This window comes from Mycobacterium sp. IEC1808, assembly GCF_002101935.1.
GTDB lineage: Bacteria > Actinomycetota > Actinomycetes > Mycobacteriales > Mycobacteriaceae > Mycobacterium.
The window spans coordinates 306921-326475 of the sequence record NZ_LQPV01000068.1 but is presented as its reverse complement, the minus strand read 5'-3'; the positions used below and the strand labels follow the sequence as shown (position 1 = coordinate 326475).

Sequence of the window (19555 nt, the reverse complement as noted above, 5' to 3'; positions counted from 1 at the left end):
CGCTAGTCGCCGGTTCGCGCGAACTTTGCGTCGACGTCCGTGCTGCCGCAATTGGCCCCGCCGGAGTTCGTCACGTCCTCGTGACCGTGCCCGGTGAGCAACGCGATGGGGTCCTGTGCGGGCTGGGGCATCGGAAAATGCACGACGATCCTGACGTGCGCCGTGCCGCCCTTCGAGCAGCGGCCGTCGAACTCACGGTCGTAGATCCACTCCCCGGCGCCGAATACCAACGCCATAGCGGAAGCCGGGGGTGCGTGGAAAAAGCTCATGCACCGGTCGCCGGCGCGCAGGCAGTCCGTGCGGACAACGTAGTCCTGCTGCCCTTTGAAACCGGTCGGTGTGACGTCCGATTCGTGGTAGTGGCCGCGCAGCGCCTCGGCCGGCGAAACCACCCGCGGCGGCAGCACATTCGGGTCGGCCACGCTGCCGAGGTCGACGTCTCCCGTGCGGGTGAACGTCACGCTGCGTTTGTTGGCGCAGCCCTTGCCCATGATCTCGGTCACCTCCCCCGCGAACGTGCCGTCGGGACGCGGTTGCAGCGTGAAGGTTTCCCAGATCTCGCCTTCGGCGCTGGCGCACGTGCTCGAGCCGGCGGTCACCGCCCGCCAGCTTCCGTCTACCTGATCGAATACGGTCGCCGGCACCTGCATGGTCTCACCGGTAAGGCGCGTCGCGGTCGCCACGCAACCGGTGGGACGACACGCCGAACTGACAGCCCAGGTTTCGCTAGACGGCGCGGCGCCCGGGGGCGGCATGCCTTCGATGCTGGTGATCCGGGCGAAGTCGGCCCGGTAGACGCCCGTGAATGGACCCGTGTTCGGCGGCGGTGCCTTGGGCCCGGGGCTGGCCGTGGGCGCCGCGGTGTGCGTCGGCTTGCCGGACTGGGTGAGCTTTCCTGAGGCGAAGACACCGCCGGCGATCAGCAGCGCGACGCCCGCCAGGGCGGGGATCAGTACCGCCGGGCGCCGGCTCAACCGTTTCCAGCCGGCCGGTTTCGGCCGCGACGGGACGGTGGGCGCGGCGACGCCGAAAGAAGGCTGGGTGATTTCGTTGTCGGGGCGGGCCGGGATCTCGCCGGCGTACGCGAAGCTCGGCAGCGGCCGGCCGCCGAGGTGGGCCGCGAACTCCCCGCAGCTGGCGAACCGGCCGGACGGCTCCTTGGCCATCGCGGTGGCGAACACCGGATCCAGCTGGGCCAGCTCCGGTCGCTGCGCACCGACCGACGGCGGCGGCGCATTGACGTGCTGGCTGATCACCACGGCGGGATTGGAGTCGACATACGGTTGTCCACCGGTCAGCAGGTGAAATGCGGTGCAGGCCAAGGCGTATTGGTCGGCGCGCCCGTCGATCGCCTCGCCCTTGAGCTGTTCGGGTGCCGCGTAGGCCGCGGTGCCGACCGTCATGTTGGTCGCGGTCAGCCCGGTCGCGTCATCGATGCGGCGGGCGATGCCGAAATCGGCCAGGAAGACCCGCCGCGCCTGCCCATCGGGTTCGGCCAACAGGATGTTGGCGGGCTTGACGTCGCGGTGCAGCAAGCCCCGGTGGTGCGCGTAGTCCAGTGCCTCGGCGACGGCGGTGATGATCGGCACCACCTCGTCGAGCGGCATTCCGCCGGGATAGTTTTGGCGCAACAGGCGGCCCGCATCGGTGCCCGGAACGTAGGCCATCGAGATCCAGAAATGGCCGTCCTCCTCGCCGCGGTCGTGAACCCTCACGATGTGCGGATGCGACAGCCCCGCCGCCAGGTCGGCCTCGCGCACGAACCGGGCGCGAAACTCAGCGTCGGCGGTCAAGTCGGGTGGCAGCACCTTGAGCGCGTCCTCGCGCGGCAGACGCGGGTGCGCCGCCAAATACACCTGACCCATGCCGCCCGAACCCAGCAACCGCAGGATCGTGTATCCGGCGAATACCTGGCCAGCTTCCAGCGACATGGCCGAATCGTAAGTCTTGTCTTCGCGGCTTTGCGGCACTTTGTGTCCCTTTCCGGTCTGTTGCGGGCAAGGCCCGTCAGCGGAAAGGTTGCGGCACAGCACTTGGCAGAAGTTGGCGAGTTTCTTGCGAAATTCTTGCGCACGCGGATCGTCGGGCGTGGGGGCCGCGGATCACCGCCGCTGGCGCGGCCGGCCCCCACACCCGACGATGTCTATCACAGGATGTAGAGCATCTCCTGGTAGGTGGGAAGCGGCCACAGGTCGTCGGCGACAACGCTTTCCAGCGTGTCGGCGGCCGCGCGGACCGCCGCCATGGCAGGCAGCAGCTCCTTCTGCGCGTGCGTAGCCTCGGCCAGCGCCGTCTCCGCCGAGTGGTCGGACAGCGCCGACTTCAGCGTCGCCAGGCCCTTTTGCAGCTCGGCGATTGGGATCGAAACCGCTTCCAGCGCAACCGTGCTCGCTTCGATGCCGGCCTTTTTCAGCGTGGCGACGTTCTGGGCGAGCTCGGTCTGGTACCGGATGGCGGCCGGCAGGATCACGGTCGTACCGAGTTCCAGCGCCAGTTTCGCCTCGACCGCGATGGTCAGGGCGTACTGCTCCAACCGGACCTCGTAGCGGCTGTGCAGCTCGCGCTCGTTGAACACCCCGTACTTCTCGAAGAGTTCAACCGACTCCGGCTTGATCAGCTCCGGAATGGCGTCGAGCGACGTCTTGAGATTCGGCAGACCGCGCGCGGCCGCCTCGATCTGCCATTTCTCCGAATACCCGTCGCCGTTGTACACGACCGCACCGTGCTCGGTGATGATATCGGTGAGCAGCCGCTGAACGGCATGGTCGAAGTCCTCGCCGTCGGCGACGGCCTTCTCCAGCACCGTCGCCATGTAGTCGAGCGAGTCCGCCATGATCGTATTGAGGACGATCAGCGGCACGGCCACCGTCTGCCCGGAGCCTGGCGCACGGAACTCGAACCGGTTGCCGGTGAACGCGAACGGGCTGGTCCGGTTGCGGTCGCCCGGGTCGGTCGGCAGTGGTGGGAGCGTGTCGACGCCGATGTGCATGACGCCCTTGCCCTTTGACGACGTGGCCGCGCCCTTGGCGATCTGCTCGAACACGTCGGCCAGCTGCTCGCCGAGGAAGATCGAAATGATCGCGGGCGGCGCCTCGTTGGCGCCCAGGCGGTGGTCATTGGTGGCCGATGCCACCGACACCCGCAGCAGCCCCGAGAACTTGTGCACGGCACGGATCACCGCGGCGCAGAACACCAGGAACTGTGCGTTCTCGTGCGGGGTGTCGCCCGGAACCAGCAGCGAGCCCAGCTCGGAGTTGCCCATCGAGAAGTTGACGTGCTTGCCCGACCCGTTGACGCCGGCGAACGGCTTCTCGTGGAACAGACACTCCATGCCGTGCTTCTTCGCGATCGTCTTGAAGATCGTCATCAGCAGCTGCTGGTGGTCGGAGGCGATGTTGGCCCGCTCGAACATCGGCGCGATCTCGAACTGGCCGGGGGCCACCTCGTTGTGCCGGGTCTTGGCCGGGATGCCGAGCTTGAACAGCTCTCGCTCGGTGTCCATCATGAAGCCCAACACCCGCTCGGGCACCGCGCCGAAGTAGTGGTCGTCGAACTCCTGGCCCTTGGGCGGCTTGGCGCCAAACAGGGTGCGCCCGGCGTTGACGAGGTCCGGGCGCGCCAGGAAGAAGTGCCGGTCGACCAGGAAGTACTCCTGCTCCGGGCCGCAGAACGAGACGACGTGGTTGAGGTCCTTGTGGCCGAACAGCTTCAGGACACGCTCGGCGTGTTTGCCCATCGCCTGCTGACTGCGCAGCAGGGGCGTCTTGTAGTCCAAGGCTTCGCCGGTCATCGAGACGAACACCGTCGGGATGCACAGCGTGTTGCCGTTCGGGTTCTCCAGGATGTAGGCGGGGCTGGTCACGTCCCAGCCGGTGTAGCCGCGCGCCTCGAACGTGCTGCGCAGGCCGCCCGACGGGAAGCTCGACGCGTCCGGCTCACCCTGTATGAGGGTCTTGCCGGCGAACTCCGCCAGCGTCTGGCCGTCGGAGATGGGCTCCAGGAAGCTGTCGTGCTTCTCGGCGGTGAGCCCGGTCATCGGGTAGAAGACGTGCGCGTAGTGGGTGGCACCTTTTTCCAGCGCCCAGTCCTTCATCGCCACGGCGACCGTATCCGCCACCGCGGGGTCGAGCTTGGTGCCCTTCTCGATGGTCGCGACGATTGACTTGAACACCGACTTGGGCAGGCGGGCCTGCATCTCGGCCTTGGTGAAGACGTTCGAGCCGAAGACCGCGCCGGGCTCTTCGCCAGGTACGAAACTGATGGCTGGGGGGACATACGCCTCGACGTTGTTGATCGCCTGCAGGCGGACCGCGTTTCCGCTCAATTGAGTTCCTATCGCTGAGGGGGGCCCACGATTTCCTGTGCCGGACAGTGGACCGCCCCACAGTAGGAACGTTCGATGGCAAACTTGTTACGCCGATGTCAACGGCGGGTCCGCAATGGTTTCGATCATGAGACGCGGACGGCAGCGCGGGTTAGCGCCGCAGGCGCACCCGAAATGGCCCGCGCGCGCGGCTGAACGGCGGACCCTGCAGGCGCGCGATCCGCAAGGTGCCGATGATCAGCACCGCCGCCAACGGCAATTCCACCAGCCCGGCGATGAGCGCCGACACAAGAAGGTCGCCGCCTTCGGCGGTCAGCACGTCGAACCAGGCGTCGCACACGAGTAGCACCCCCGTCGTGAACGCAAACAGCGTCAGCAGTTGGTGCTGCAGGAAACCGAGCACCGCGGTGGCGACCATGAACGCCAGCAACAAGATGTCGAAGCCGACCCAGGTGGCTTGCCAATGCTGCGCGGTGTAGTCCTGCGGCAAGGTGAGGGCGAGGTAGACGGTCCACGGGATCAACGTGATCGCCGCGCACAACGCCAGCCATGCGCGGATCCGGCGGATCTGGAGCACGCGCCGCGACCGCATCACCCGGGAATCATCCCGTGGACCGTACCTACGTCGCCATGTGGGGAGAATCTCTGCGCCGACTGTCTGGTGAACTCAGGGTTTTCAGCGTGAAGCCAGGGCGGCATCTTGGCGATTTTCCCGCCGTGGGCTCACACGCAAAGCCCACGATTCACACCCAACGCCCGAAGCGCCGGAAGCGTCCGGGCCGGCTAATGCTGAGGCGCTTCGTCCTCTTCCTCGCGCTCGGCGTCGGCCACCGTCAAGGGCAACGCCAGCTCTTCGAGCGGACGCCGTTCGGCCGCGACGCCCAGCCACAGCTCGATCAGGCCCGCGACCGCCATCACCGCCGCGCCGATGAGGAACGACCAGACGACCTGACCGCGCTCTCCGGAGTTGATCAGCTGGCCGAACAGCAGCGGGCCGGTGATGCCGCCGATCGCCGTTCCCACCGCATAGAAGAACGCGATCGCCAGCGCCCGGGTCTCCATCGGGAAGATCTCGCTCACCGTCAGATACGCGGCGCTCGCGCCCGCCGACGCCAGGAAGAACGCCACCGCCAGGACGGCGATGAATGTCCAGGCGCCGCCCGTCTGCGTGACGAACAAAATCGCGAGGACGACGGCCACCACGGCGGACCCGATGTAGGTCGCCGCGATCATCGGTTTACGACCGACGGTGTCGAACAGGTGGCCCAACGCAAGCGGTCCGACGAAATTGCTTACCGCCCACAGGATGAAGAACACCGGCACCTTGCCCGACGGCACCCCGTAGAACCCGCTCAACAGCGTGCCCAGGTTGAACGTCACCCCGTTGTAGAGGAACGCCTGCCCGATGAACAGCGCCAGCCCGAGCACCGCACGACGCGGATACAGCGTGAACGCCACCCTCGCGATCTCCCGGAACGGGATCGCCTCGCGCTGACGAACTTTCAGGGGCCGGCCCGCCGGTTCGGGCAGCGCTTTGTCGCTCCCCCGCCGCACCTCTTCTTCGATTTCGCCGACCACCCGCTCGGCCTCCTGCGCACGCCCGTGGATGAACAACCACCGCGGGCTCTCCGGGACGTTGCGCCGGACCAGCAGGACGAAGATGCCGAAGATGGCGCCGAGGCCGAAGGCGAGCCGCCAGCCGATGTTCGGTGCGAAATTCGACGTGTCGAGCAGTACCAGCGCCCCGGCCGCCCCGGCGGCCGAGCCCAGCCAGTAGGTCCCGTTGATCACCAGGTCCACCCGACCGCGCACCCGAGCGGGGATCAATTCGTCGATCGCCGAATTGATCGCGGCGTATTCGCCGCCGATGCCCGAGCCGGTGAAGAAGCGGGCGATGAAGAAATACCAAGGCGCAAAGGCGAATGCGGTCGCGACGGTGGCGGTCAAATACACCACCAGCGTGAGGATGAACAGGTTCCGCCGGCCGAACCGGTCGGTCAGGTGACCGAAGACCAGTGCGCCCAGGCAGGCCCCGGCGATGTAGAACGCGGCCGCCACGCCGATCTGCGCGGGGGTGAGGCCGATGCCGCTGCCCTTCTCGGTGAGGCGGGACGACACGTTGCCGACCATGGTGACCTCGAGCCCGTCGAGAATCCACACGCCACCGAGTCCGATGACGACGCGCCAGTGGAACCGCGACCAGGGCAGCCGGTCCAGCCTGGCCGGGATGTGGGTGGTGATGGTTCCGGTTTGCACGCCCGCGCTCATGTGACTCCTATCTGCGTGAGCAGAGCATTACCCAAACAAGGCCGGTCGCAAGCTCAATCCCGGTCGGCGCGGGACTCCTCGGGAGTCCAGGCCGGCGGCTGGCCCGGGTGGCCGGGGAACAGGTAGTCGATGAACGCCGCGGCAGTGGGCTGGGGTTCGTGGTTGGCGAGCCCCGGTCGCTCGTTGGCTTCGATGAACGCGTAGTCGGCCCCGGTGACGTCGGGCACCAGCAGGTCGATGCCCGTCACCGGAATCCCGATCGCCTCGGCCGCCGCAACCGCGACGCGACACAGTTCCGGGTTCACCTGGGCGGTGACATCGTGGATCGTCCCGCCCTGATGCAGGTTGGCGGTGCGGCGGACGCGCAGCCGATTCCCCTGCGGCAGCACGTCGTCCAACTTCCAGCCGGCCTCGGCCACGGTCGCCTCGGTGATGTCGTCAATCGGGATCTTCGACTCGCCCCCGGTGGCCGCGGAACGCCGGCGGCTCTCGGCCGCGATCAGGTCTCGCACGGTGTGGTCGCCGGTGCCGATGATCTCCGGCGGCTTGCGCAGCGCCGCGGCCACGACCCGGCCGTTGATCACCACCAGGCGGAGATCGTCGCCGTCGATGCGTTCCTCGATGAGCACCTCCCGGTAGTGCTGGCGCGCCCGGGCCACCGCCGCAGCGAGCTCGTCGGGCCCCTTCTCGGCCACCACCCCGACGGTGATGCCCTTGCCTTGTTCTCCACGGGTGGGTTTGACGACGACCTCGCCGACCTCCTGCAGGAATGCGAAGTCGCCGTCGTCGAAGGTGGCCAGCCGCGCACGCGGGACGTTGATGCCCGCCTCGGAGACCAGGCGTCGTGTCAATCGCTTGTCGTCGCAACGGCACATCGCGATCGCCGAGGTGAACTCGGACAGCGATTCCCGCGTGATCACGCTGCGACCGCCGTGCGTGAGCCGCATCTCGCCGGTCTCGGCGTCCAGGACCTCGACCCAGATTCCGCGGCGCATCGCCTCGTCGGCGATGATCCGCGCGTAGGGGTTGAGGTCCTCGACCGTCTCCGGGGGTGGGGTGAACAGCGGCTCGTTGATCGCGTTCTTCCGCTTGATCGCCAATACGGGAACGCGGACGAAGCCGAGTTTCTCGTAAAGGCCGATGGCCGCGGCATTGTCGTGCGCCACCGACAGATCCATGTAGGCCCGGCCCGCGCGCCGGAAGTGGTCCGCCACCGCCCGGGTCAGCGCCTCACCCACCCCGGGAAGCGCCGCGGCGGGATCGACGGCCAGCGTCCACAGGCTCGACCCCTCCTCGGGATCGGAGAACAGCAACTGGTGGTCGACGCCGGTCACAGTGCCTACCACCGCGTCGTCGTCGTCACGCACGGCGAGCAGGTACGTCACCGCCTCTTGGTGCAAGTGGTTGTCCCAGATCGTCTCGACCGGCGCCGGCACCATGCCGCAGCGCACGAACACGCGGTTCATGGCGTCGGCGTCGACGGGGTCGTTCAGCGTGCGCACCGTCATGCCGACCGGCGAGGGCGCCAGGTTCTCCTCGTCCGGGTGCCCGGTGAAGCGCAGCCGATAGGTGTGGCTGGGGTCGATGAAGAGCTCGGTCGGCGCCCCGGCGACCACGACGTGGGACTCGCGCGCGTAGATGCAGATGTCGCGCCGCCCGGCGACCTCGCGGCGCAGCGTCTCGGCCAAGGTCTCGGCATCGGCGAATGTCTGACCGAAAATCAGTCGGCCCCAACCCATTTCGAGCTCGACGTCCTTGGCCATCGCGTCGACGAGCTCGGGCGGGGAGGCGTCGTGCAGGCCCATGGTGATGGCCTCGGTGTGATCCTCGGCGTGATCGTGCGAGTGATCCTCGGAGGGGTCGACGGCGGTCATGCGGCCGGGCCCGTCACGCCGTGACGCTGCAACCACAGCTCCAGGAGGGCGATCTGCCAAAGCTCATTGCCGCGCAACGGGGTGAGCTTGCCGTTCGGGTCGGCCAGCAGGGCGTCGACCGCTTCGGAGTTGAACAGCCCGCGCTCCTTGGCCACCGGCGCGTAGAGGGCGTCGCGAACCATGTCCAAGTAGGGCCCTTCGAGGTGGGTCAGCGCTGGAACCGGGAAGTACCCCTTGGGCCGGTCGATGACCTCCGATGGGATCACCCGTCGCGCAGCCTGTTTGAGGACGCCCTTGCCGTCGTGAGCGATCTTCAGCTCCGGGGGGCAGGTCGCCGCCAGCTCGACCAGCTCGTGGTCGAGGAACGGAACCCGGCCCTCCAACCCCCAGGCCATGGTCATGTTGTCCACCCGTTTCACCGGGTCGTCCACCAGCATCACGGTCGTATCCAGCCGCAGGGCACGGTCGATGCCGGTTTCGGCACCCGCGTGAGCGAAGTGTTCGGAAACGAAGCGCTGGCTGGGATCGCCCGGCGCGAGGTTGCCCGTTCCCAGCAGGCCCGCCAGCTCGGCCGAATCGCGATCGAAGAAGGCGCCGCGGTACTCGGCGACCGCCCCCTCCAGCGTCGCCGCCGCCGGGGAACCCATCGGCGGGTACCAGTGGTAGCCGGCGAACACCTCGTCGGCGCCCTGACCCGACTGCACGACCTTCACGTGGCGCGCGACTTCTTGGCTCAGCAGGTAGAACGCGACGCAGTCGTGGCTGACCATCGGCTCGCTCATCGCGCCGATCGCCCCGTCGAGCGCGGGCAGCATCCGGTCGGTCCCGATGCGGATCTGGTGGTGGTCGGTCTCGAAGCGCCGGGCGATGATGTCAGACCAGCGGAACTCGTCGCCCTCGACGCCGCCCGCCGACTCGAAGCCGATCGAGAACGTGGACAGCCCGTGCTGGCCCGCCTCGGCGAGCAGACCCACGATCAGGCTGGAGTCGACACCGCCGGACAGCAGGCAGCCGACGGGGACGTCGGCGACCAGCCGGCGCTCGACCGCGACCCGCAGCGCGGACAGCACCGCATCCTCCCAGTCGTGTTCCGACCAGTCGGAGCGATCGGCGCGCCTGGTGAAGTCCGGCGTCCAGTAGGTGGTGGTGCTGCGCCGGCCGTCGGGCTCGATGGCGACCACCGACGCGGGAGGGATTTTGCGCACGCCGCGCAGAATCGTCAGCGGCGGCGGGACCACGGAGTGGAACGTCATGTAGTGGTGCAGCGCGACGGGATCGATCCGGGTGTCCACCCCGCCACCGGCGAGCAGCGCGGGCAGCGTCGATGCGAACCGGACGCGGTGACCGTCCTCGGTGAGGTACAGCGGTTTGATGCCGAGCCGGTCCCGGCCGAGCAACACCCGACCGCTGTCGCGCTCGACGATGACGAAGGCGAACATTCCGTACAGGTGGCTGACGAAATCGTCGCCCCAGCGGTGGTAGGCCTTGAGCAGGACCTCGGTGTCGCTGTGCGAGAAAAACCGGTAGCCGTGGTCGCTCAGCTCGCGCCGGAGCTCCTTGTAGTTGTAGATGCAGCCGTTCCAGGCGACCGCCAGGCCCAGCTCCGAATCGACCATCGGCTGGGCGCCCGCTTCGGTCAGATCGATGATCTTGAGGCGCCGATGGCCGAGGGCGACCCGGCCTTGTGACCAGGTTCCCGCCGCGTCCGGCCCCCTGGGCGCCAGGACGGCAGCCATTGCTGACACCGCCGCTACGTCGGGAACCCGGCCATCGAGTCGAACCTCACCGGTGAGTCCACACACTCGTTTCACCCTACCGCGAGCCGATCCGAGGGGGCCAGCGGAGCCGTGTGACAGGTAGCCGACGCGGGTCCCGATGACGCGATTTCATTTCCCGGATCGGCCAGGACCGCTTATCGTTTCCTGGACCACAGTTTGCTGGGAGGCTGATGTGGACGGGCCACGCTGATGCTGGTCGACTACTACCTGCGGATCCTGCATCTGGATCGGCGATTGCCGCTGAACTTCGACGTGGGTCCGCTGCACGTGCACCTGTACGCGCGATCGGTGTTCTTCCTGTGGGTCACCGTCGTGATTTTGGTGGTCGCCGGCGTCGTGGTGCTCGCGTCGCGCCGGCGTGAGCTGATCCGGCGGTGGACCACGTGGGTGATGATCGCGCCGGTGGTCGGCATCCCCATCTGGATCGGCCGGGGCACCACCGCGACCCTGGCGGCCGCGCTGGCCGTGGTCGCGGTGTTCGAGTACGCGCGCCTGGTGAAACTCGGCAAGGCCGACACGTATCTGCTGCTGGCGCTGGCCGTGCTGTATCCGCTTGCGGCGTGGCTGCATCCGCCGCTGCTGCGCCTGGCGCCGATCATCGTGCTGGCGTGCTCGCTGCCCTCGGTGTTCAGCGGCGACGTCGAAAATGGCGGCAGGCGAACCACTTTCACCGCGTTCGGTTCGGTGTGGATCTGCTGGTCCCTGGCGCACCTGGTGACGTTGTGGTCCGACGCGTACCTGGTGTGCTTCGCGGCCGCGGCCACCGACGTCGCGGCCTGGTGCGGCGGAAAGGGGCTGCGCTTCTTCGGGTGGGCGCGAAAGCCGTTGTCCCCGTTGAGCCCCAACAAGACGGTCGGCGGGCTGGTCGGTGCGGTCATCGGGGCGTTTCTGGTGCTGACGTTGCTGGGCACGATGACCCTCGGCCTGCTGGTGGCGGTGGCCTTCGGCGGCGTGCTCGGCGATCTCGTGGAATCGATGGTGAAGCGGCAGGCCCAGGTCAAGGACGCGGGCACCTGGCTCCCGGGCTTCGGCGGCCTGCTCGACCGGATCGACTCGCTGTTGCTGGTCCTCCCCCTGGCCTATCTGCTCGGTTGAGCAGCCGCCGTTGAGGCGGCCTGCGACCGCGCACCGAACGTGCACTCACTGCGGGAAATATTCGAAAATTCACGCTGAATGCACACTCGGCGCGGCGATTCAGGCGGCGTGCGTGAGCTCGACGAGCTGCGGCTCCGGGGCGTCTCCGCGCAGCGCCATGACCTGCTCGCGCAGCTGCGGCGCGGACGTGCCGGCCGGGTCGACGGGTTCGCCGATGCGCACCTGCATCGGCGCGTGGGAGATGAAGCTCGCGCCCTTGGGCAGCACCTCGGCGGTGCCCAGCACCGCGACCGGGACGATCGGCACCCCGCAGTCGCGCGCCAACCGGACCGCGCCGGAACGGAATTCGGCAATGTTGCGATCCGTCGACCGGGTGCCCTCGGGGTAGATGACGACGGTGCGTCCGGCCTCGAGCGCCGGGCGGGCCGCGGCCAGCAGCTGGGCGTAGGTGTCCTTGCCGGACCGCCGCACCGGCAGGATCCCGATCAACGAGGACGCCACAAAGCGGCGTACCGGCACGTCGAACCAGTAGTCGGCCGCCGCGGCGAACACCGGCTGGGCGCCGGCGGGCAGCGCCGCCAGTAGCACGGCGGTGTCGGCGTGCGAGGAGTGGTTGGCCACGACCACGCAGCCACCCCGCACCGGGAAGCGGCCGGTCACGGTCAGCCCGCCGGACACGGCGCACACCGCCCGCCACAGCCGGTGCCGCAGCACGCTGCTGATCCTGGTCGCGGTCATGACGCCAGCACCGCCAATTCCTGCGTGCCCTGCGCGGCCGGGCCGTCCTGACGCTTCGCCGCCAGCTCGCGGTGGGCGGCCCGCAGCCGCAGCACCGTGGTGATCAGCGAGCCGTTCACCAGCTGGGTCGCCACCACCGGAAGGATGACCGGGAAGGCGGTGGCCAAGAAAACGAAGAGGCAGCGCTCGGTCTTGCCGAGCGGGCCCCCGTTGCGCCGGGGCGCGCCGGCGGCGGCTCCGGCCAACGAGGCGAAGGTGGGCAGCGTCGCGGCCAGCGCGGCGATCAGCACCATGATCACCGGCCAGGACAGCCAGTGCAGCCCGGGGCCGCGCTGCCGCGCCGCCCAAACCGCGAGCCCCGCGAAGGTCAACAGGTCCGAGGCGCGGTCGCCGATCTCATTGACGACGAATCCCCACGGCCGGCTGACGCCGCGGGCGCGTGCGACCGCGCCGTCGAGGTTGGCTCCGGCCAGCCGCAGCGCCAGGAAGAGCGCCGTCAGGGGCCACCAGCCCAGCGCGACCGTCGCTCCGGCCACGCCCGCCGCCAGCACCCCGGCGACGGTGAAGACGTCCGGCGAGATGTTCCACCGCACCGCGACGTTCACGACCGGAGTCAGCCGGCGGGTGTACCACGGCTTGAGCGCGTAGAGGCCCTGCCATTTCCGCGCCGCCTTGGCGGGCAACGGGGTCACGGCGGGGGCGATCGCCTTGATCCGAGGGAGCGTGGACGTCTCGGTCACCGCGAGGGCGCGCGATCCCGACGCGTAGCAGCCGCGGTGGGCGATGCGGGGCTCGCTCACCGGCGTCAGCGTGCTGATGCCGCGCAGGCGCTGTGTCGGCGCGTTGTCGAGGTCGGTGCTCACCGGGGTTTCCTCTCTGGTGGGTGGTCTGTAGTTGTGTCAAGTTGACCCGTCCCCCGCGGCTACCGGTCCCAAGATCGGGACCGCAGCGACCGGTCGGACGCTCGCATTCCTAAGAGCCACCGCTCCCCCGCGGTCGGACACTTTTCTTGCGACGTTTCCTTGCGGCCCGGTCGCCGTGACCGGCAACGCATACGTTGCTGCACGACGCTTGCCGCTTCGTCGCGAAGTTCTTGCGGAATTCTTGCGGCCGCTCGACGAGAGGAATGTCTAGATTTCGGTTACCGTTCAACCAAGTCGTTCTTGACTCGAAGCCGATTCACCCGCTTAGGGGGAGGCCATGACCCGGACAAACGCGGGTGCAGCGAAGTGGTCGATCGCCTGCGGGGTCCTGTTGTCCGCGGCCGCGCTGCTGGGCGCGGCGCCTGCATCGGCGGAGCCGATTGACGATGCGTTCGTCGCGGCCCTCGCGAAAAACGGGATATCGATGTCCGACCGCGGCACCGCGGTATCGATGGGACATACGGTGTGCGCCGGATTCGACAAGGGTGAGGCGTCAACCGCGGTGGCGATGGGGATCGTGAAGGACACCCCGCTTTCGCCGAAGCAAGCCGGCTACTTCGTCGGCCTTTCGGTGGCTGCCTACTGCCCGCAGTACCGGGGCAAGACCGACAACTCGATGAACTGGATGGTGCCGTTCCCGCCGATGATGTGAGGGTTGTTCTTGCCTTAACGGTTATTTTTGAACCGAAGCACATTCGCCCGCTCTAAGAGGAACAGTGGCCCATCTGAACATGGGTTCTGGAAAGTGGTCGACGTTAATGGCGGTCCTGCTTTCCGCCGCGGCGCCGCTCTTCGCCGCGCCGGCATCGGCCGACCAAAACGATGACGCGTTCATCGCCGCCCTTGCGAGCCAGGGGATCCCGATTTCCGACAACAGCGCTGCCATCGGGATGGGCAGGAACATGTGTGCGCTACTCGACCAGGGCACCACGCGGCCCCTGCTCGTCATGAAGCTGATGAAGGACGCGAATCTCTCGGCCAGGCAGGCCGGCTTCTTCCTGGGGCTGTCGTCGTCCGCGTACTGCCCGCAATACCGGACGACCACCGGGTAAAGCAGCCGTGCTCGTCAGGCCGAGCCGACTCCCGCCTGATCCTCCGTCACCTCGCTGGCGATCGGCGGCACGCGGGTGGCACGCACGTAGACGGTGTCGCCGTCGCGCAGGGCCAGTGCCTCGGCGTCGCCGCGGGTGATCTGCGCGGTGAACGGGCCCCCGGTGGCCTCGGCCGTGAGTTCCACGCGGACCTCGAAGCCCAGCGCCACCACCCGATCGACGGTGGCCCGCACCACCCCGATCGACTCCGCCGTGCCGTCGCCGCCGGCCACCGCCATCTCGGGGTTGCGGCCCACCCGAATGTCGTGCGGACGCACCAGGGCACCGTTGAGAACGGACACCGCGCCCAGGAACGACATCACGAATGTGTTCGCCGGGGAGTCGTAGACCTCGAGCGGTGACCCGACCTGCTCGATGCGGCCCTTGTTGAGCACCGCGATCCGATCGGCCACGTCCAGCGCTTCCTGCTGATCGTGGGTCACCAGCACCGTGGTGACGTGCACCTCGTCGTGCAGGCGGCGCAACCACGCCCGCAAATCCTCGCGCACCTTGGCATCCAGTGCCCCGAACGGCTCGTCGAGCAACAACACGTGCGGATCGACCGCCAGCGCGCGAGCCAACGCCATGCGCTGACGCTGACCGCCGGAGAGCTGGTTGGGATAACGGGTCTGAAAACCGCTGAGCCCCACCACCTCCAGCAGGTTGTCCACCTTCTTCTTGATCTCGGCCTTGGGCCGCTTGCGGATCTTGAGCCCATAGGCCACGTTGTCGCGCACCGTCAGGTGCTTGAACGCCGCATAATGCTGAAACACAAACCCGATCCCGCGCCGCTGCGGCGGCACCCCCGTGACATCCAGGCCATCGATCGTGACCGTGCCGGAGTCGGGGTGATCGAGCCCCGCGATGGCCCGCAACAGCGTCGACTTGCCCGACCCACTGGGCCCCAACAACGCCGTCAACGAACCCTTCGGCACCACGAAATCCACATGATCCAACGCCACGAAATCGCCATAACGCTTATAGGCGTCACGCACCGTGATCGCGTACGCAGTCGGGTCGTCCCCGTTTTCGCTCATCGTTGTTGTCTCCTTGTCATGCCTGGGCCCGAGCTCGCGCCCGGCGAATGAGCAGAATGGCCTTGACGATCAGAAACGCGACCGCGACGCCCATCATCAGCGTCGACAGCGCGTAGGCGCCGTATTCGGCCCCACGGTTGTAGCGATCGTTCACGAGCAGCGTGAGCGTCTGCGATTCCCCCGGCAGGTTGGACGACACCATGATGACCCCGCCGAACTCGCCGAGGGTGCGCGCGGTGGTCAACAGGATGCCGTAGGTCAAACCCCACCGGATGGACGGCAGCGTGATCCGCCAAAACGTCTGCCACCAACCCGAACCCAGCGTCGCGGCCGCCTGTTCCTGCTCGGTCCCCACTTCCTGCAGCACCGGTTGGACCTCGCGCACCACGAACGGCAGGGTGACGAAGATGCTGGCCAGCACGATGCCGGGGGTACTGAAGATCACCGGAATGCCGAGGTCCTTTTCGACGAAACCCAGCGCGCCGGCCGAGCCCCAGAGCACGATCAGCGCGACGCCCACGATGATCGGCGAGACCGCGAACGGTAGGTCCACGACCGTCTGCAGCACTCCCCGGCCGCGGAATCGGCTGCGCGCCAACAGGAGTGAGACCAAGACACCGAATATGACGTTGAGCGGCACCACGATGGCGACCACCAGCAGCGACAGGTGCAGGGCCGAGATGGCCGCCGGCGTGCTGATCCACGTGTAGAACTGAGCGAGGCCGGGCCGGAAGGTGCGCCACAAGATGATGACCACCGGAGCGACCAGCACCACACCAAGGTAGGCCAGCACCACCGAGCGGAGCGCGTAGCGCCCGGAGCTCATGCGGCCTTCTCCTCGCGTTTGGCCCTCCGGCCGCCCACGATGCGCAAGAGCAGCAGCACGGTGAATGAAATCGACAGCAAGACAATGGATATCGCGGCGGCGCCGGTGCGGTCGTCGTTCTCGATCAGGGCGCGGATCCACTGCGACGACACCTCGGTCTTGCCCGGCACCTGCCCGCCGATCGTCACCACCGAGCCGAACTCGCCGATGCAACGCGAAAACGCCAGGCCGGCACCGGATAACAAGGCCGGCGTCAGCGACGGCAACACGACCGAGGTGAAAACCTTGGGACCGGTCGCACCCAGGGAAGCCGCCGCCTCCTCGGCTTCGCGGTCGATTTCCAGCAGCACGGGCTGGATGGCCCGCACCACCATCGGCAGCGTCACGAAGATCAACGCCACCGCCACGCCCGGCGGGGTGTGCTGCAAGTGAATGCCTATCGGGCTGTTCTTGCCGTAGAGGGCGAGCATCACCAGGCTGGTGACGATGGTGGGCAACGCGAACGGCAGGTCGATGATGGCGTCGAGCACCCCCTTGCCGACGAAGTCGTCGCGCACCAGCACCCAGGCGGTCGCCAGCCCGAACACCAGGTTGACGATGGTGACCACCACCGAAACCGTCAGCGTCACCTTGAACGACTCCAGCGCGGCGTGAGACGTGACCGCCAGCCAGAACGCCTGCCAGCCCCCACCCACGGCCTGCCAGGCAATGGCTGCCAGCGGCAGCAGCACGATCAGCGAGAGCCACAGGGTCGCCACGCCGACCTGAAGCGACGTCCCGCCCGGCGGGCGGGGGGCACGCGGGGGGCGGGGCTCCGGCACCTCATTGGCGGGTGGTTCGAGTTCCGGCCGGACCGCTTCCGGGTCGGGGAGAACGGCCGCGGTCATCCGGTCGCCTGCAGGTAGACCTTGGTGATGCTGCCGCCGCTCCTGTCGAACAGCTGCGCGTCCACCTTGCTCCAGCCGCCGAGGTCGGCGATCGTCCACAACTTCACCGGCACCGGGTACTGGTCGCGGAACTTGTCGGCCACGGCGGGGTCGACCGGCCGGAAACCGGCCTGCGCCCACAACTTCTGCGCCTCGGCGGTGTACTGGAAATTCTTGAACGCGGTCGCGGCATCCAGGTGCGCACTGGTGCTCACCACCGCCAGCGGGTTCTCGATCTTGAAGGTCTGTGCTGGGTTGACGTGTTCCACCGATTTTCCTTGCCGCTCAATGGCGATGGCCTCGTTCTCGTAGCTGATCAACACGTCACCGCTGCCTTCGATGAAGACACCTGTGGCCAGACGACCCGAACTCGGACGCAATTTGACGTGCTCGTGCACCAGCTTGCTGATGAAATCGACGCCGGCGTTGGTGTCCCGGCCGCCTCCGCTTTTGGCTGCATACGGGGCGAGCAGGTTCCATTTGGCACCGCCCGAACTCAGCGGGCTGGGCGTGACGACCTCGATGCCGGGGCGTAGCAGGTCGTCCCAATCGCGGATGTTCTTCGGATTGCCTTTGCGGACAACCAATGTCACCACCGACCCGAAGGGGATCCCGCTGGCGACGCCCTTGTCCCAGTCCGCGGAGACCTTGCCGGCCTTGACCAACCGGGTGATGTCCGGCTCGACCGAGAAGTTCACGATGTCTGCCGGTTTGCCCTCGACGACGCCCCGGGACTGGTCGGCGGATGCCCCGTAGGACGTGATCACCTGCACGCCCCGACCCTCCTGCGAGGCGTTGAACGCCGGAATCACCTTGCTCCAGCCCGGTTCCGGGACCGAATACGCGACCAGGGTGATCTTCGTGTTCGCGTTGGCCGGCCCGGTGCCGCCCGCGATGTCGCTGGCGCCGCCGCCGCATGCCGTGACCATGCCGACGACAAAGGTCAGCGCGGCCAGCTGGCGGGCGCGCCGTGTGCTTCGGATGTCACTGAGCAATTGGTGGCCTTCCGGGGTGGGACTCGGGCGTGTCGGTCCCGTGGCTGCGGAAGGCGCTAGAACATCAACCGGTCTTTACCAACTCCCAATCCGCGCACGGGCTTACGAGTCAGCGACAACAATGCACGAATGGGGAGCAAACGAGGTCTGCCGCGTGCATGGCGGGAAGCCTAACAGCGCGTGCCCCTGTTGGCGCGCGGGCAGCAACGCGGCCCCACCCGCGCCGCCGCACTACGTCACACGCAAAGCGGGCGGTGTAACCCGACCGTAACGCCGGGATCGCGCGTGATCGGTTGACTCGATCCCGTTGTCGATCCACATGCGCAGCAACCAATCGGTGCCATCGACCGCAAAGGCACAGGTCGAGGAGGGCTTCGCCGATTCGCGGACCCGACCGCGGTGCGACGACGGCCCCGCGGCACGGGCGCAATGGTCGGCCGCGCCTGCGGCGCTCACACCGGGCCGAAACGGGGTCCGCGGATAAAAGTCACGGTGAGAGAAACGTCCGGCCCGCATCGGCGCGGGACCCGCGAAACATGGTGCAGCCGAGCGCCTTGCGGTTCGCCCGGCCGGCCACTAGCGCCCCCGGATACCGCTGTCGACAACCTTCACCGGCTTGTGCGGATAGCGGCGTTCGGCGTGCGCCTTCGCCCGCGAGTTCGGCAGCACGTACAACGTCTCCTTCTTGTCCTGCAGCGGTTTCAGCACCAAGTCCATGAAGCCCTTGCGGTTCTCCAGGTAGGGCTCGATGACCTCATCCCCCGCCGGGCACACCGCAAGGCAGTAGGCGGCCTTGTAGTTCGGCTTGAACGACAGGCTCTGCCACATCGACGCGTTCTCCGAATCGCTGACCCGCGAACGGAAGTCGGCCGCATCGGCGCTGTCCGCGACCGTCTGCACCCAGTCGGTGAACCCACCCATGAACTCGCGGTAGTTGTGCACCGAGCAGGAGACGAAGTCGAAGTCGCCGTCCTTGCCGATCGCGCCGACCGGGCACGCCGCCACGCATAACTTGCACTCGAGGCACGGGCTGTAGTCCAGCGGCTCGCCGTAGCTGCTGATCGCGGCGTCCACCAGGATCGTGCCCAGCAGAATGAAGTTGCCGAACCGCGGGTGAATCACGTTGCGGTGGATGCCCATAACGCCAAGGCCCGCGGCCACCGCGACGGGCTTGTGCGCCACCACCCAGATGCGGCCGGGGAAGTTGTCCATCTCCATCGGGAACGTCGCCGACGGGTTCAGGGCCCGATAACCGGTGTCCTGCAGCCGGCGCACGATCCGGTGGGCCGCTTCGTTGAGCACTTCGCCGCTGCGGTGGAACTCCTGGTTCGCGACGCTGCGCGCCGTCGAGCGCACGTTGTCGCGGTTCATCTTGACCACCAGCGAGATGTAGCTCCTGGCTCCCGGCAGCGCGGCTTGGACGTGCTCGACCTCCGAGGCCAGGTCGGGGTTGTCCACGGCGGCGAACGCGACGTCGTCGGCGCCGGCGGCCAGGCACAGCTCGCGCAGCCAGTCGGCGTCCAGCAGGCCAGGGCGCCGTTTCTGGCGGGTTCTCACCTTCTTCACGGTGGGGTGTTCCGCCAGCTTCGCCGGGAGTTTTTCCGCCATGCTCGGTATAGTACACAATACTCAGCTATCTGCACGGCGGGGCTCCCGACCCCCTGTGAACGGAGTTTGACT

Annotated in this window: 16 protein-coding genes; 3 read left to right on the top strand and 13 right to left on the bottom strand. The window is 67.7% G+C overall.

All coding sequences use genetic code 11. The features are described from left to right. Positions 1-2: 2 nt before the first annotated feature. From AWB92_RS27735 to AWB92_RS27710, 6 genes are all read right to left on the bottom strand, one after another. Positions 3-1931 (bottom strand): serine/threonine-protein kinase, encoded by a 1929-nt coding sequence (locus AWB92_RS27735; RefSeq protein ID WP_085191374.1) that lies wholly within the window; start codon positions 1929-1931, stop codon positions 3-5. 215 nt (positions 1932-2146) lie between these two features. Then, complete coding sequence (locus AWB92_RS27730; protein ID WP_085191372.1) at positions 2147-4324, bottom strand: glutamine synthetase III; 2178 nt, start codon at positions 4322-4324, stop codon at positions 2147-2149. Between the two features lie 151 nt (positions 4325-4475). Beyond that, entirely contained in the window at positions 4476-4916 is a 441-nt protein-coding gene (locus AWB92_RS27725; protein WP_085191370.1) for a hypothetical protein, read from the bottom strand. 191 nt (positions 4917-5107) lie between these two features. Continuing rightward, positions 5108-6592 (bottom strand): MFS transporter, encoded by a 1485-nt coding sequence (locus tag AWB92_RS27720; RefSeq protein ID WP_068183717.1) that lies wholly within the window; start codon positions 6590-6592, stop codon positions 5108-5110. Between the two features lie 53 nt (positions 6593-6645). Further along, complete coding sequence (gene ngg / locus AWB92_RS27715) at positions 6646-8466, bottom strand: N-acetylglutaminylglutamine synthetase (RefSeq protein ID WP_085191367.1); 1821 nt, start codon at positions 8464-8466, stop codon at positions 6646-6648. Further along, the gene (locus tag AWB92_RS27710) at positions 8463-10268 is read right to left on the bottom strand and encodes an N-acetylglutaminylglutamine amidotransferase (protein ID WP_085191365.1); all 1806 of its coding nucleotides are present in this window, start codon (positions 10266-10268) and stop codon (positions 8463-8465) included. Before AWB92_RS27710 ends, ngg begins: the two co-directional genes overlap by 4 nt. Positions 10269-10433: 165 nt before the next feature. Between AWB92_RS27710 and AWB92_RS27705 the strand changes: the two genes are divergently transcribed. Beyond that, complete coding sequence (locus tag AWB92_RS27705) at positions 10434-11339, top strand: phosphatidate cytidylyltransferase (RefSeq protein ID WP_068183708.1); 906 nt, start codon at positions 10434-10436, stop codon at positions 11337-11339. Between the two features lie 99 nt (positions 11340-11438). Here AWB92_RS27705 and AWB92_RS27700 read toward each other — a convergent pair whose 3' ends face one another. After that, on the bottom strand, positions 11439-12077 hold the full coding sequence (locus AWB92_RS27700; protein ID WP_085191363.1) for a lysophospholipid acyltransferase family protein: 639 nt from the start codon (positions 12075-12077) through the stop codon (positions 11439-11441). After that, entirely contained in the window at positions 12074-12940 is an 867-nt protein-coding gene (locus tag AWB92_RS27695; protein ID WP_241523612.1) for a CDP-alcohol phosphatidyltransferase family protein, read from the bottom strand. Before AWB92_RS27695 ends, AWB92_RS27700 begins: the two co-directional genes overlap by 4 nt. 337 nt (positions 12941-13277) lie before the next feature. Here AWB92_RS27695 and AWB92_RS27690 point away from each other — a divergent pair, with 337 nt between their 5' ends. Further along, on the top strand, positions 13278-13652 hold the full coding sequence (locus AWB92_RS27690) for a DUF732 domain-containing protein (protein ID WP_068183702.1): 375 nt from the start codon (positions 13278-13280) through the stop codon (positions 13650-13652). A gap of 64 nt (positions 13653-13716) precedes the next feature. Beyond that, the gene (locus AWB92_RS27685; RefSeq protein WP_241523611.1) at positions 13717-14052 is read left to right on the top strand and encodes a DUF732 domain-containing protein; all 336 of its coding nucleotides are present in this window, start codon (positions 13717-13719) and stop codon (positions 14050-14052) included. Between the two features lie 14 nt (positions 14053-14066). Here the strand turns inward: AWB92_RS27685 and AWB92_RS27680 are convergent, their stop codons facing one another. The 5 genes from AWB92_RS27680 to AWB92_RS27660 form a co-directional block, all read right to left on the bottom strand. After that, positions 14067-15128, bottom strand: a complete 1062-nt coding sequence (locus AWB92_RS27680; RefSeq protein WP_085191361.1) for a TOBE-like domain-containing protein — start codon at positions 15126-15128, stop codon at positions 14067-14069. Between the two features lie 16 nt (positions 15129-15144). After that, complete coding sequence (cysW, locus tag AWB92_RS27675; protein WP_068183694.1) at positions 15145-15954, bottom strand: sulfate ABC transporter permease subunit CysW; 810 nt, start codon at positions 15952-15954, stop codon at positions 15145-15147. Next, positions 15951-16841 (bottom strand): sulfate ABC transporter permease subunit CysT, encoded by an 891-nt coding sequence (cysT, locus tag AWB92_RS27670; protein ID WP_085191359.1) that lies wholly within the window; start codon positions 16839-16841, stop codon positions 15951-15953. Before cysT ends, cysW begins: the two co-directional genes overlap by 4 nt. Beyond that, complete coding sequence (locus tag AWB92_RS27665; protein WP_085191433.1) at positions 16838-17809, bottom strand: sulfate ABC transporter substrate-binding protein; 972 nt, start codon at positions 17807-17809, stop codon at positions 16838-16840. Before AWB92_RS27665 ends, cysT begins: the two co-directional genes overlap by 4 nt. A 642-nt stretch (positions 17810-18451) precedes the next feature. Then, positions 18452-19483: a 4Fe-4S binding protein gene (locus tag AWB92_RS27660; RefSeq protein ID WP_085191357.1), complete on the bottom strand. Its 1032-nt coding sequence runs from the start codon at positions 19481-19483 to the stop codon at positions 18452-18454. Between the last annotated feature and the right edge of the window lie 72 nt (positions 19484-19555).